At 52.3% G+C, this 13,834-nt stretch carries 10 protein-coding genes; 3 read left to right on the plus strand and 7 right to left on the minus strand.

Translation table 11 applies throughout. The features are described from left to right. From AACZ40_RS01030 to AACZ40_RS01045, 4 genes are all read right to left on the minus strand, one after another. On the minus strand, positions 1–1,614 hold the full coding sequence (locus AACZ40_RS01030; RefSeq protein WP_339672800.1) for a YdiU family protein: 1,614 nt from the start codon (positions 1,612–1,614) through the stop codon (positions 1–3). Positions 1,615–1,693: 79 nt separating this feature from the next. Next, the gene (locus tag AACZ40_RS01035; protein ID WP_291175443.1) at positions 1,694–3,349 is read right to left on the minus strand and encodes a hypothetical protein; all 1,656 of its coding nucleotides are present in this window, start codon (positions 3,347–3,349) and stop codon (positions 1,694–1,696) included. Positions 3,350–3,392: 43 nt separating this feature from the next. Beyond that, on the minus strand, positions 3,393–4,307 hold the full coding sequence (locus tag AACZ40_RS01040) for an ABC transporter ATP-binding protein (RefSeq protein WP_291175445.1): 915 nt from the start codon (positions 4,305–4,307) through the stop codon (positions 3,393–3,395). Between the two features lie 45 nt (positions 4,308–4,352). Next, complete coding sequence (locus AACZ40_RS01045) at positions 4,353–4,775, minus strand: GntR family transcriptional regulator (RefSeq protein ID WP_291175447.1); 423 nt, start codon at positions 4,773–4,775, stop codon at positions 4,353–4,355. A 254-nt stretch (positions 4,776–5,029) separates the two neighbouring features. On the opposite strand from AACZ40_RS01045, the gene AACZ40_RS01050 reads away from it, so the two are divergent. After that, positions 5,030–5,206: a hypothetical protein gene (locus AACZ40_RS01050; protein ID WP_291175450.1), complete on the plus strand. Its 177-nt coding sequence runs from the start codon at positions 5,030–5,032 to the stop codon at positions 5,204–5,206. A 15-nt stretch (positions 5,207–5,221) separates the two neighbouring features. Here the strand turns inward: AACZ40_RS01050 and AACZ40_RS01055 are convergent, their stop codons facing one another. Further along, complete coding sequence (locus AACZ40_RS01055) at positions 5,222–6,421, minus strand: aminotransferase class V-fold PLP-dependent enzyme (RefSeq protein WP_291175453.1); 1,200 nt, start codon at positions 6,419–6,421, stop codon at positions 5,222–5,224. Positions 6,422–6,968: 547 nt separating this feature from the next. Between AACZ40_RS01055 and AACZ40_RS01060 the strand changes: the two genes are divergently transcribed. Together AACZ40_RS01060 and AACZ40_RS01065 are read left to right on the plus strand one after the other, a co-directional pair. Further along, positions 6,969–8,375 (plus strand): magnesium chelatase, encoded by a 1,407-nt coding sequence (locus tag AACZ40_RS01060; protein ID WP_291175455.1) that lies wholly within the window; start codon positions 6,969–6,971, stop codon positions 8,373–8,375. Positions 8,376–8,428: 53 nt separating this feature from the next. Beyond that, positions 8,429–10,129 (plus strand): hypothetical protein, encoded by a 1,701-nt coding sequence (locus AACZ40_RS01065; RefSeq protein WP_291175457.1) that lies wholly within the window; start codon positions 8,429–8,431, stop codon positions 10,127–10,129. A gap of 1,259 nt (positions 10,130–11,388) precedes the next feature. On the opposite strand, the gene AACZ40_RS01070 is transcribed toward AACZ40_RS01065, so the two are convergent. Then, positions 11,389–12,693 carry a tetratricopeptide repeat protein gene (locus AACZ40_RS01070; RefSeq protein WP_291175459.1) on the minus strand — a complete coding sequence of 435 codons (1,305 nt, stop codon included), beginning with the start codon at positions 12,691–12,693 and terminating at the stop codon, positions 11,389–11,391. After that, positions 12,690–13,724 (minus strand): hypothetical protein, encoded by a 1,035-nt coding sequence (locus AACZ40_RS01075; protein ID WP_291175461.1) that lies wholly within the window; start codon positions 13,722–13,724, stop codon positions 12,690–12,692. The genes AACZ40_RS01070 and AACZ40_RS01075 overlap by 4 nt, the downstream gene beginning before the upstream one ends. Between the last annotated feature and the right edge of the window lie 110 nt (positions 13,725–13,834).

A 13,834-nucleotide genomic window follows, 5' to 3' on the forward strand; every position in this document is an offset into this window, starting at 1 on the left:
TTACGAACTGCAGGACAGCATCGAACAGCCGGGACGATTGCGAGCCCACTCCGGTCGCTTCCCGGCGTATTCTTCCTGCCCGGGCTGCTCGTCATAAGGATGCCGCAACAGTTCCAGCAATTCATTTACGAGAGAGAAATCGCCCGCTGCTGCTTTATCAATCGCCAGTTGCGCCAGATAGTTTCGCAGCACATATTTGGGATTCAAGAGATTCATCCGTTCCCGCCGTTCCACGTCTGAAGACTGTTCTTCACGCAGACGTTTTAAATATCGCTGCAGCCAGTCCACAATTTTTGCACGTACATCCTCCGTCACTTTTGCGGGATCGTAATAGGCATCCATCAGGGGAGCCATCAACTCAGCTACGTCGGACGTTGGTTCCCCTTCGGCTTTCAAGAATGCCAGTCGGCGGAAGAAAATGGTCATGTCCGTTTCCACCAGTTGCAGTACCTGCTGCAGTTCTTCGATCAGTGGTAAATCGGTTTCTCTCTGCAAAGTACTGAATCCCAGCTTATCTGCCATCATCTGCTGAAAACCCTGTTCGAAACCGTCTGCATACTCATCCAGTGACTGCTGTAGCGGTTCGGCATCTTCAATCAGGGGAAAGATCGCATTTGCGAGCTGCACGAGATTCCATAACGCGATCTGCGGCTGATTCCCAAAGCGATAGCGTCGCCCTGCGGCATCGGTGGTGTTCGGCGTCCAGTTGGGATCATAATCTTCCAGCCAGCCATAAGGGCCATAGTCAATCGTCAGTCCCAGGATCGACATGTTGTCCGTATTCATCACTCCATGCACAAAGCCTACACGCATCCAGTGGATAATCATGTCCGCCGTTCGACGACAGACTTCTTCGAACCAGCGCAGATAGACTTCGCGGCTCGGTTCCCCCAGCTCGGGAAAATCGGTGCGAATTGTATAGTCGACCAGTTTCCGTAATGGTTCAATTTCACCGCGTGACGCGAAGATCTGATAATTTCCGAATCGCAGAAACGATGGCGCGACGCGACATACCACAGCCCCCGGCTCACGCTGGGGATTCCCATCATAAAACATATCGCGCAAAACCTGCTCCCCGGTGAGTACCAGGCTCAGCGCCCGCGTTGTCGGTACTCCCAGATGATACATGGCTTCGCTGCATAAAAATTCGCGCACGGAAGAACGTAACACGGCCAGTCCGTCAGCGGTGCGGGAATAAGGCGTCGGCCCTGCTCCCTTCAACTGCAGTGTCCAGTGTTCCCCTTTTTGATTGAGAACTTCCCCCAGGTTGATCGCCCGCCCATCTCCCAGTTGACCGGCCCAGTTTCCAAACTGATGCCCGCCATAACACATGGCAAACGGGTCCATCCCTTCCAGAACCTGGTTCCCGGCGAAGACCTCGGCAAATTCATCTGATTCGACCGCAGCAGTGGACAGATCTAAAAGTTCAGCCACCTCTTTCGAGTATGCCACCAGTTGTGGCTGTCTCACTTTGGTAGGAGACACTCGAGAGTAACAGGCCTGACTCACCTGTCTGCGAAAATTCTCGGTCTCCGGATCAGCGGGCATTTCCCGGGTAAACTGGTTATCAAATTCAAGATCATGCAGATTTTTGATTGTTTGTTGACTGTTCATACCTGAATTCTATCAGTTGAACAGCCTGAAGAAAAGATACGTACTTTCAGCAACCGCTTACCGAACTCTAAAACAACATTCAGAATTCCAGCTGTTTTACCTTCCGTGAAGCGAGATACGCGGTTAAGACCGTGATTGCAGAAATCGTACCAAATACCGGGGGAAAATGATTTCCTGAGAGATCAAACTGGCCCTGACTCTCAGCCGTAAACAGATTGTTATAGACATGGAGCGGGTCAAATTCCGAGATTCCATGAATAGATGCCATAATCATGGTACTGATAAAAAAGATCGCTAGCGCCATCACGGCTCCTCGTACAGGCTTTTTCCACCAGCAGACCCCCAACACAGCGAGAGAATACATCATGGCATGTAAAACAGGAAAACAGGCGATATACGACCAGCTTAACAGATTTCTGTCATGGATATACTGATTATTAATATAAGGATCCAATGGGGATCGGGAGAGCATGTTCCAACCGAGAAGAATGGTAGTGCCATCTAAGACGGTCAGCACAGCGAACAACCCTACCAGATATTTTAACCAGAACCAGTGGTTCATTTTGAGAGGTCGAGACATCCAGAAATGCCCCAGTCCTGGTGTAAGCTCCGCGGCAAATATTCCCGACCCGACAACCGTCGCCCAGAGTATTCCAATAATCCACATTGCCGATGATAGACTATAAACTGTTAACTGTATCGCTCCGCCTTCCGTATAACTACTCGTAAGAATATTCGCAAACGACATCAGACAGGCTAAGGCGAGTCCAGCCAAAGCTAATGGAACTGACTGTCTCAAATTAATCCAGGTTAGAGAAAAATATTGTCCCCGATGTGGGAACGAGATCCACGAGAATAGTGATGGCCAACTCCAGCGACGATTCTTTCTTCCTGTGAGATCCAAACTCCGCGTTCCATAACGCTGCGTGAACCAGTACCCCAACCCGCAGAGCATCAGTACATTCAAACACAAAGGCAACCAGATACGATTTGAAATATCAAGATCACTGAAACTGCCGACTCCATCTCCATCTCCATAGCCATAATATATAACCATCGACTGGGGAAACAGCACACCAATCCAGTCTTCCAGATAAAACAACCCCGCTCTGGTTAACATCATGCGGGCTTCCGTTGGTAGAATCCAGGCAAACGAAATCGCTGCTCCCAGAAAACCGATGTGTGATTCTTGTCGTCGTCGCGCACCAGCCAGCACTAGAACCATAAATAAAGCAGTCGCCGATACGGAAGCGACACTGGTAACTTTTGCCAACAGGATCAAGCCTGCCGCGGGTGTCAGACTCGTAAGTTCCCCAATGGAGAAACCGGAAGGGTACCCATCTCGACGCTGAGGAACCTGCTCCAGTATCCCCAAAGCCAGAAGTAAAGCGAGTATCATTGATCCCAGAAAGATGGGGCCCACGAGAGAAATGATTCCCCCAACCAACTTTATAACCGCCACCCACGAAAGAGATACCGGTAAGGACGAAGTAAACGGAAGAGTGCCTTGCGTGACTTCGCTCAAACAAACCCGCATCGCCAGAAACACGGTCATGAACATACTGTAGACCATACAGATCGAACCGAAACGGGCAACCGGTGTGCGATATCCTGAGGCCAGCTCATAGATAGTCACATAAACCACACCACACAGAATCCAGGACAGACAGACAAAAAATGTCCGCCTGCGTTCCCGCCATTCTTTATAAAACAGTGACTGTAATACTAAATCCATCTGATAGTTCCCTGAAACGAGCCCGTTTTTTCGACACTGTTGCTCACACAACGATGGGCATTCCCGCCTGAGGCCAGGCTTGCGTACGACCAATCACAAACGATTCAAATATATCATCCAGGCTCAACTCGACAATTTGGTGTTCGACCCCCAGTGCAGTCAGCTGTTCCATGAATGGTTCCGCCCCGTCGACGGTCACAACAAACTGCGATTCCCAAACTCGAATATCTAATAATCCGGGAGGGGGCGTGACTCCTGCTATTTCCACTGAATTCAGCACAAAGCGTTTGACCTCGGATCGCAGTGTTTCCGTCGCAGACTGTCGAATGATCTTTCCTCCATCCAGAATCGCCACGGCATCGGCGACTGCTTCGACTTCATCCAGCAGATGCGAACTGAACAGCACCGTCCGACCCGCTGCCTGCAGATGTTCAATCAGATCACGATTGAATTCTTTACGGGCAATCGTATCCAGCCCCAGAGCCGGATCGTCGAGAATAACCACATTCGGCTCATGCGCCAGGGCCAGCGTCAGTCCCAGTTTGACGTTCTGCCCTTTGGAAAGCCGCTCAATCCTCTGATGACGGGGAATATGGAACCGTTCCAGATAGTCGTCCGCCAGTGACTGATTCCAGGCCGGATAAAAAGGATTCAGAAAATGGCACAATTCCACCGCCGTCATCCAGCCATACATCGTCTGATCTTCCGCCAGATAACCGACGCGACGGCGTAGCTCAATCGCTTCCTTAGTGGGATCGCAGCCATCCACTTGTATTGAACCGGCATCTGGTTTCAGCAACCCCAGCAACATGCGAATCAGTGTGGTCTTTCCGGCTCCATTTCTGCCCAGCAACGCCAGTGTCTGTCCCCGGGGAATCTCCAGTGAAACATTTTCCAGTACAACATTCTTACCAAACTGTTTTTGGACCTGATCAATTTTGATGGCTGCTGCTGACACGTTCGACTCCTGTGAAATAGATGACGTTTCCAATTCTGTCTTGTGTTATTGACGCGTTGCTGCTTCTGTTTTCAACTCCCGTTTTGCATCCGCAATTGAGGTTGTCAACAGCTTCCTCAGTTCAGCCGCTGTGAGCCCCAGCAGCAATCCCTGGTGAACCACCGCTGAAAATTCCCGTTCCAGTTGCTCCCGCTGCTCCGCCAGTTGCTGACGATTTTCGGAAATGGCAGCTTGGGGTAACACAAACGTGCCCTCCCCATGTCGCATTTCCACCAGCGATTCAGCTGCCAGTCGCTCATACACTCGAACCACAGTATTAACGTTCACACCCAGCCGCGTTGCCAGCTTACGTACGGAAGGAAGACTGTCACCCGGCTGCAAAGTCCCGGAAAGACAGTGCGCCCGGATCTGCTCCATAATCTGCCGAGAGATCGGCGTTGAAGAACCACGTTCGATTCGGATATGCATAAAAACCCACCCCAAAGAGTACACAGTACCATAACAGTACAAATTGGGGTGTCAACATTAATTCCTGGAGATTCAATAATCACTCATACTTAATGTGCTCACACAAGTTTTTGTTTCAGCGAAAGACTTGAAGTCGGCACTATGCTGTCGCTGTCAAACTGAAAGGGGAAGACAAACCGCGGGCCACCTGGTTCAAACTGGAACTCGATCCTCCATTCGGTCATTTCGCCTACCTGCTTCAGGCCATCGAACACATGTTTCACACTGGAGAACCCGCCTATCCGGTCGAGCGTACCCTGCTGACCACCGGTACCCTGGACGCGATCATGCACAGTCTGGCAGAAGACGGTAAACGCATTGAAACGCCGCAACTGGCCATCGATTACACACCCACCAACTGGCCGTATGCGAATCAGCCTGACAAATCCTGACATTCAATGTGAACGCTATTTCAAGACATCGCTCAAACGTTGTGCCAGAACGCTGACCTGATCTGCTCTCAGACACAGTGGGTTGACCGTCAGCAGACCAGAATGCAGCCGGGCATGACCGACATACACCGCAGGTGTACCCTGCCTCAATTTCCGGCAGACATCAAAGGCTGTTCCGACTTTGTCTTCTTTAACCTGAATCTCCAGCAGCGGCCAGCGTTCACTGCATTCCGGTATCACCAGAGAACAGACGGCATTCACATTCGCCTGTTCCAGTTCCCCTGCGATCTGCTCCAGCCAACGGCGGAACTCCTGATTCTGCGCATCATAGGCCCCGAAAGAAAACAGTTCTAATGCGGTCAGCAACGCAATGATCTCTTCTTTCGAAACTTTCAAGGCGCGACCTATTCCGTGGCGGGGAATGCCATCGAACAGAGTCAGGTCAATCAGATCGGCCGGAGGATCCCACAACTGACCATGATCGTCCATGTCCAGCATCTGTAGCGCGGCCGAAGAAATCAGTTCTCGTTTTCCACACAACAGACCAGTTGACTGCGGACCGCGTATTGCTTTTCCTCCGCTGAAGGCGACCAGGTCAGCTCCCGTAGCGGCAATCGTTTTCAGATTGGATCGCGGCGGCACTTCTCCCGCCGCATCAACGAGAACCGGAATCCCCCGCTGTTGAGCAACTTTAACAACTTCACTCAACGCCGGTTGAGAATCCGACGCATGCACATAGACAATGCCCGCAGTTTGCTCATTGATCGCAGCAGCATACTCCCAGGGCTCCGTTCGTCGTACACCGGCATTCGAAACAATTTCATTAAAACCGACTTCTACCAGCCGCGCCCCGGAAGCACGTACGGCATGATCGTATCCGCTCCGCTGTTCTCGCGCGATGATGAATTCATGCGAAAAACCGTCACAGTGAGGCAGTTGTTCCATCCGCCTCAAATCATGCCGGGCCAGTATCGCAGCCGCTCCCAGTGTCAACGCTCCTGCAGCACCGGAGGTCACCAGGCCGGCTTCTGTACCGGTATGCTCGGAAATCTTGCGTGAAGCTGCCGCCTGCAACTGCTCTAATGAAACTGAAACCTCAGACGCCTGTCGAAAAGCTTCCAGCACTTCTTCAGGCATTGGCGCACCACCCAAACGGGTCACACTTCCACAGGCATTGATGATTGGCTCCACGCCGAAGCGATGATAGATACTCACCCGCGACTCACTTTCCCTATTTCTGGAGTGCCTGGTTTTTGAAGACATCCTGTGTGTATATCCCTTTCCCGGGAAATCCACAATGTTGCCTTCTCTAGTGCAACAGCCCCCGACAGCTCGCAACGATCTACATACGGTTGCAATACGGAAACTGCTGATTCCGGTGTTTCTGCAGAGGCGATACTTGCCAGAACTCCATTCGATGCCAGAATGAGAATTGTCAGGAGTCGAATCCGAAAACTCATACGTGTCCTTCAACTGTTAGAGTTCATCTTTCACGGCACTCATCTTACCGAACAGGCATGATCAAGGTAAAGCTGGCAGACCAGAAACAGAGTGTATCGTTATTATCAATCAGATGAATTAATTCTCTGTGTTACATTATGGTACGGGCTTTTTTCCTGAATCCGGGCAATCATGAACAACTGCACTATAGCCGAGACTCTCGTTTTGTCTATGATTGAGTGTAGACTGCAGGTTCTGATAATCGCCTGCCCAGCACAATATCGACTTAAAATACTAATCCAAACTGGAATGAGATAGCTTTATGAATCGTCCCACCAACCTGGCGGAACTCCGCGAAAGCGACTGGAAGAGCAAAACAGTAAAACGCGAAATTTATGACAATCTCATGCAGGCCCTGCAGGGGGGGGATGAACTCTTTCCCGGAATTGTCGGCTACGACGACACAGTGATCCCCGATATCGTTCTGGCACTTCTCTCAGAGCATGACATGCTGTTCCTGGGAGAGAAAGGCCAGGCCAAAAGCCGCATCATGCGATTACTGGTCCGGTTTCTTGATCCCGAGATCCCCTATCTGGATATTCCGGAGTCCCCCGTACACGATGATCCCTACCAGCCGATTACCAGTATCGGAAAAAAGTTTCTCGCGAATACTCCGGAACACGAAGTCCCCATCGCCTGGTGGCCTCGTGAAGACCGCTATGCAGAACGTCTGGCCCCCGGTACGAAATTCGCCGATGTGATCGGTGAAATCGACCCCGCCAAACTCGCGCACGGGGAAAGCATGTCCGCGGAAAGTGCCCTGCACTTCGGGCTGATTCCCCGCATGCATCGTGGCATCTTTGCCATGAATGAACTTCCCGAGCTGGATGAACTCGTGCAGGTCGGCCTGTTTAATATTCTGGAAGAACGAGACGTGCAGATTCGCGGTTACCCCATCCGCTTCGATCTGGATATGCTGATTCTGTTTTCCTCCAACCCGTCCACTTTCAATCGCAGCGGAAAAGTCATCCCGCAGTTGAAAGACCGGATTGGCTCGGTCATTCACACCCATTATCCCCGTGACCGCGCCCTGGGGATCGAGATTATGGAGCAGGAAGCCAGCGTGGAACTGGAAGGTGAAGTCCCTGTCGTCATTCCCTATTTCATGCGGGAAATTATCGAACAGATCACGGTTGCCGCCCGGGCATCGAAATATGTCGACCACGACTCAGGCGTGAGTGCCCGCTTCAGTATTGCCAATTATCGGATGATGGTTGCCGCGGCTCGCAGACGGGGTGCCGTCCTCAATGAAAAACCGGCAGTCCCCCGCATCAGCGATCTGGGGCATCTCTACTCTTCTTCTCTGGGAAAACTGGAACTGGATCTGATGGGCGCCAATCAGATGTCCGAACGACAGGTCCTGGACGCCATCGTCGCACAGGCAATTCAAGATGTCTTCCAGGAATACATCGTAGAACACGGTCTGGCAGAAATTGGCGAAATCTTTGCGCAGGGTATCAAAATCGAAGTCGGTGACATGCTGCCTTCCTCTGAATATGCCGAACGACTGAAACGGGTCCCCCCTGTCTGGGACAAAGCCTTTGAAGTCAATGCATCGGGCGATGAAGCCATCCGGGCATCCTGCATCGAATTTGTGTTAGCGGGTCTGTATGCCAACAGCAAGATTTCGCGTTCTCAGGATCATGGCCGCATTGTCTATGAAATATGAACGTCACACACAACTTCTACGACAACTCTCCCAAGAGAGATTGAGATACGACTATGTCTGATAAACGACTGACCGGCGGGATTATTCATACGTACCAGAAGTACGACCCGAAACGTATCCCCGATCCGATGCAACCCCCTCCCGACCTGGTCTCCCCCGCTTTGAATCACATGATGTATTATGGTTCCATGCGGGAACTGACGGAGGAAGAACTGGCACGGGCGATTAAACTGGATCCCAGCCAGATCGCCGGACTGGGGCCCAGCCTGGATGCACTCGTCGCCATGCTGGAAGAACGGAAACGTAAGATTCTGGAAACGTACGAAACGGACAGCGTCCGCAAAAAAGCCCGCCGCACTTATCGTGATTTCGCCAGACAGATGCAGCCCCCCCGTCGCCTGAAAGATTACTTTAAACAGGCGGTCCGCGAAGAGCAGATCTACGACCTGGAACGAATCTGGTATAAAACAGAAGATGACAGCAGTCCCTTTGCCCGCGGGCTGGTTCAACTGGTGGATCGTCTGGGTGACAAATACGAAATCGATGAGCTGGCATCCAAGTATTACTTCACCGGACAAACGTCGATGACGATTCCGCAGGCCCTCGAAATCAAAGCCGAGCTTGAGAAAATCGACGAACTGCTCAAGCAGCTGGAAGAAGCCCGCGAGACCGCACAGATCGCCATCATCGATATGGAAGCCCTGTCCGAATTCACACAACCGGGCGACATGGAAACGCTGAATGCCCTGCAGAAACAGGTCCGCGACCTGATGCGGGAGATGGCCGATCAGCAGGGACTCGAGTTTTCCAAAGGCCAGTTTCGGCTGACCCCCAAAGCCTACCGTCTGTTCCAGAGTCGCATTCTGGAAAAGATCTTCAGCGACCTGCAGGCATCACGCACCGGACGCCACACAGGTCCCGTGGTCGGCGAAGGAGCCGTGGAACTGCCTACCACCAAACCCTACGAGTTCGGCGACTCCGTTTCGAATATGGACATCACGCAGTCCTTCACGAATGCGATTCTCCGCGATGGTCCCGGCTTACCCATTCGTCTGAAATCAGATGACCTGGTCATTCACAAAACTCGCAACACTCCCAAGTGTGCTACGACCGTACTAATGGACATGAGCGGTTCCATGCGCTACGAAGGTCAATACGTCAACGTCAAGCAGATGGGCCTGGCACTGGAAGCATTAATTCGCGGCGAATATCCCGGCGACTACCTGCAATTCATCGAGATGTATACCTTCGCCAAGCCGCGAACAGCAGCAGAAATTGTCGAGCTGATGCCCAAGCCGGTCACCATTTTTGATCCTGTTGTGCGTCTGAAGGTCGATATGAGTGACGCAAAAATCAGCGAACAGATCGTTCCACCACACTTCACGAACATTCAAGATGCCCTGCAGCTCTCACGACATTTCCTCGCGCTGCAGGACACACCCAACCGCCAGATTATTCTGATCACTGACGGACTGCCCACCGCGCACTTCGAAGGCGAGCAACTTTACCTGCTCTACCCTCCGGATCCCCAGACCGAAGCCGCCACAATGCGGGAAGCCCATCTATGCAAACGCGAAGGCATCACCATTAACATCTTCCTGATCCCCAGCTGGTCACAGTCCAGCGAAGACATCCAGTTCGCGCACCGCCTGGCCGAAGCGACCCAGGGCCGCGTCTTCTTCACCGCCGGCCGCGATCTCGACCGCTACGTCGTCTGGGATTACGTCTCCCATCGCCGGGATATCATCGGGTAACGAAATCAGGCCCGGGTGATCGAATCAACAAATCTGAAGCCAGATTCCTTTATTCCAGGTAAGGACGCACCTCACCACCCACCCCGTCAGCGGCACCATTCGCCTGCAGGACTGAACATCCCACATCTGCTGCGACACATTTCCACACTCCCGCTGCATAAACTGAACTTGACCGCTGCGCGCCACCAGCGATAAGCACCTAACTGAGTCGCGCGCGTGACCAGTTTACAGTGCACCGAAACACGGGCCACCTGTTCTGACTCTTCACTACAAATGAGCCGGTTTTTTCCAGATTTGCAGTTCGCATTTTAACACCCGTTCGTGATGTAACCCTGCGGGTCGACACACATCGCAAAGCTTCGCCCCGAAACCGCCCCGACGTCGCAGCAGCTCGGTTCCCTGTCAACCCGTATCGCCACATTTTATTGTTCATCCCCCTTGACCTCCCCAAGTCTTTCCACAAAATAATCCACCATGAATAACCCCACATGCAACGAAACCACAGACCACAAAAAACAGATCGAACACCAGAATGAACCCACAAAGACAACAAGTTTTCAATGTCCCCTCCCCCGAGCGCGTGCCACTGTCGGCTTGCCCGACCGTATGCGAACAACCAGCCCGCCATCTAATAAAACAGGGTGAGCCCGAATAAAATTCGGGCCGAGCGCAGCGAGCAGGAGGTCGCAGCTCCCACGTACCATCCAGCACCAGACTTTCCGCACCCATTCGGCACGGCCGGACAAGCCGGCCATGGCACCCAGAAACCTCTTAAGTAATTGTAATCTTCCCTGCCAGATCAAATGTGCGTGTGCCATCTGTCGGCTTGCCCAACAGTGCTGGTGCGAACGTCCCTTACCTGTTTCATAAAGCATTATAAAAGAAGTTCCCCCAACCCGTGCAGATGAAAATCCCGAACCACTGATCAATCAAAAGAAGGTTCAAAAAGGTGTCATCGATATTCACCATAGGATTAAAAAGGTGTCAGGAACCTTATATTTAAGGTTCCTGACACCTTTTTAATCTATCAACCCGGCATTGCGACCCATGGGAACAGATGAGACACCACGAACAACACAAAACGGCACGAAAGAAACAACGGGTGAGCCTGGATGTAATCCGGGCCGAGCGCAGCGAGCAGGTGGTCGCAGCTCCGACGTTCGTTCCAGAACCAAGCTTCCCCTGCTCTGTTTTCACGGCCGAACGAGCCGGAAAATAGCTCACGTTTTGTGGTCAGGAATCAGCAATACTTCCCAGAATCAGGGACTCCCCTGACGCCAGACAGTCAGACAGCCGAAGTGCTGCTGTTGCAGTGAAGTGATCAGCTGCTGACCGGACTTGCCATAGCGGTCAGCATTCAATGCCATCGCCTGTGTGGCGTGTTTCCGTGCCTTGGCCGTCTGTTGAGTATCTTCATAAAACTGGGCGAGTAAGAAATGCTGGTCGGCTTGAGGTGCCAGTGACAACGCCGATAAATACGCACTTTCTGCTTCTTCATAGTTCCCTCGTTTCCTTTCAGCAAATGCAATCCCTTTCCAGGCAGAGACGATCCCCGCCTGTTGCTGTTCTGAATGCGGCAATCGTTTCCAGGCATTCAGGGACTTTTGGTACCAGTCTTCACTTTCTCCCCATTGCTCCTGCTGTTGATAGATATTTCCCAGCAACTGACAGCTGAGGGGACTGACGGTCTGTTGATCTTTCCAGGGAGCCAGCACGCGGATCGCTGCTTCGCCTTTTCCCAGGATGGTCAGGAGCCTGGCCCGCTGGTAGGCCGATTCTTCACTATCTGCAGGCTCCAATTGCATATAAGCGAGGTTACGTTCGATTTCATAACAGCTGCGATCCAGGTCACGGGCCAGATCCCCAGCGGGCAGTCCGCCGATTTTCTGCCAGGGAGCCAGTACACAGACTTCGCGCGTCAAACGCCGCGCCTCTCCCAGACGACCACTGCTCAGCGATTCATCAATGGTTGTTACGATCTCATCCACCCGCGATTGAATATAGATCGCTGGCACCACGACCGCTGTGATCAAGGCCAGCCCCCAGATCAGAGGCCCCTGTTTCCAGGACAAATCAGTGCATGTCCCTCTTCCCGAGACCTGTCCTTCGAGCAGACATAAAGTCAGCATCAGCCAGAAGGCCAGGACTGGTCGTAAAATAATAGACTCCCAGGCATCGTAGCTGCTTAAGGTGCCACTGGGAGGACTGCTGCTCAACGCCAGAATCAGAATCACTGCCGCCCCGATATAGAAAATGATCTGAACCAGTTTAAACAGGGGAGGACTCTGATGGCTGAATATACGATACAACCAGTCAGAGATCAGAATTGCCAGAGGCAACATGCAGATAAAACAGACAATGGCGATATCAACTCGCAGATAAGGCAGGCTGAGACTTCCCGTATTACGGACCGTTGATACCCATCCGCCCATCAGACAGGAAACAATGATCGCCAGTATAATTATCAGGCTGCGACCCGGAGACGCCTTTGTTGTTTCGCACTCACGATCGACTTCGGTCATAGAAGGATCCGTAGAGTGCCCTTGCAGTTTCTGTCGTTTCATGCGCGCGCGGGCCTCCTCGACTTCCAGAGTAAGCCATCATAGGCATAATGCAGAAACGCCATAATCAGATTGGCCGTGAGCCAGAGTTCGAGCAGCTGGGATTCCATCAACCAGGCACCCATCCCCAGAATCACCACAAACACCGCCAGAATCAGTCCCCAGCGAGGCATCAGACGACGAAACAGCGGGGTGGTGGATTGGCCAGACTTCCGGGTTCGATCAACGGACCAGTTCACGATCGCCAGGTATTCAATGGAATGAAACAACGCAGAAACCGTCGTCAGAACCAGCAGCATCATCGGGTTTTGAGCAACCACGGCTCCCAGCATCGCCAGGTACAAAGTCATCACACTGGTAAAATACAGACAGCGGCCGACTGTTTGTGCTTTGAGTTGCCAGAGTTCCCTCAGAATCATCGAGACGGGAATCACAGCAAAGGCATAGTCCAGTATTCCCCACCCCTGACTTGCAGTGGTTCCAGCAGATGCCCAGCTAGCGATTCGGAACGTCACATACAACAGAAAGCCCCGCATCAGCCATTTATCAATCCGCAACCGCCCGGGGGAAAGCCCCCCTGCTTTACGGCCGTAGATACTGTAGATGCCATGGTGCTGGGCGGCAAAATGCCAGGCATTCCAGATATAATCAATCGTAAGCAGACACGTAAGTGCGCCGGTGGAAATCTTGACCGCCACTGGAATGGTCAACAGACAGACCGTAATCAGAATGTATTTTGTCTTGTTGGCCTGCAGGCGATCCCGTTCTAAAAACAGTAACGCCGGCGTAATCCAGCGATGAGGGGTCGTGATAAAATAAACCTGCCAGAAACTGATGCCGCTCTGGATCTCCAGTCCTCCCCACCACTGGAGGAAGACGAGTACAGGCCACCCCAGGTTCGCAAAGAAGAACAGATCGTAGCGGGGATCCACCAGCCAGCCTGACTGTAGGGACTGGCGAAAGCTGGCTACAGAGGATTCTGGCTGTGTTGCCACCACCTGAGGCAGAAGTGTGGTTTGAGTGATTTGCGACATACTTTAGACTGTGTCCCGTTTTACTCCAGCGTCTCCAGAGCCATTTGAGCCCGTATTTAGTCCGACTCACCCCTCTCGGACCAGACATACCAGTTGAGTCATCGATCGAG

The sequence above is a fragment of the uncultured Gimesia sp. genome (assembly GCF_963972345.1).
GTDB lineage: Bacteria > Planctomycetota > Planctomycetia > Planctomycetales > Planctomycetaceae > Gimesia.

Bases quoted from the DNA above. Each gene is read 5' to 3' on its own strand.
- AACZ40_RS01035 (WP_291175443.1), bottom strand. From the start codon at position 3,349: ATGGATTTAGTATTACAGTCACTGTTTTATAAAGAATGGCGGGAACGC.
- AACZ40_RS01075 (WP_291175461.1), bottom strand. From the start codon at position 13,724: ATGTCGCAAATCACTCAAACCACACTTCTGCCTCAGGTGGTGGCAACA.
- AACZ40_RS01030 (WP_339672800.1), bottom strand. From the start codon at position 1,614: ATGAACAGTCAACAAACAATCAAAAATCTGCATGATCTTGAATTTGAT.
- AACZ40_RS01070 (WP_291175459.1), bottom strand. From the start codon at position 12,693: ATGAAACGACAGAAACTGCAAGGGCACTCTACGGATCCTTCTATGACC.
- AACZ40_RS01045 (WP_291175447.1), bottom strand. From the start codon at position 4,775: ATGCATATCCGAATCGAACGTGGTTCTTCAACGCCGATCTCTCGGCAG.
- AACZ40_RS01050 (WP_291175450.1), top strand. From the start codon at position 5,030: ATGTTTCACACTGGAGAACCCGCCTATCCGGTCGAGCGTACCCTGCTG.
- AACZ40_RS01060 (WP_291175455.1), top strand. From the start codon at position 6,969: ATGAATCGTCCCACCAACCTGGCGGAACTCCGCGAAAGCGACTGGAAG.
- AACZ40_RS01065 (WP_291175457.1), top strand. From the start codon at position 8,429: ATGTCTGATAAACGACTGACCGGCGGGATTATTCATACGTACCAGAAG.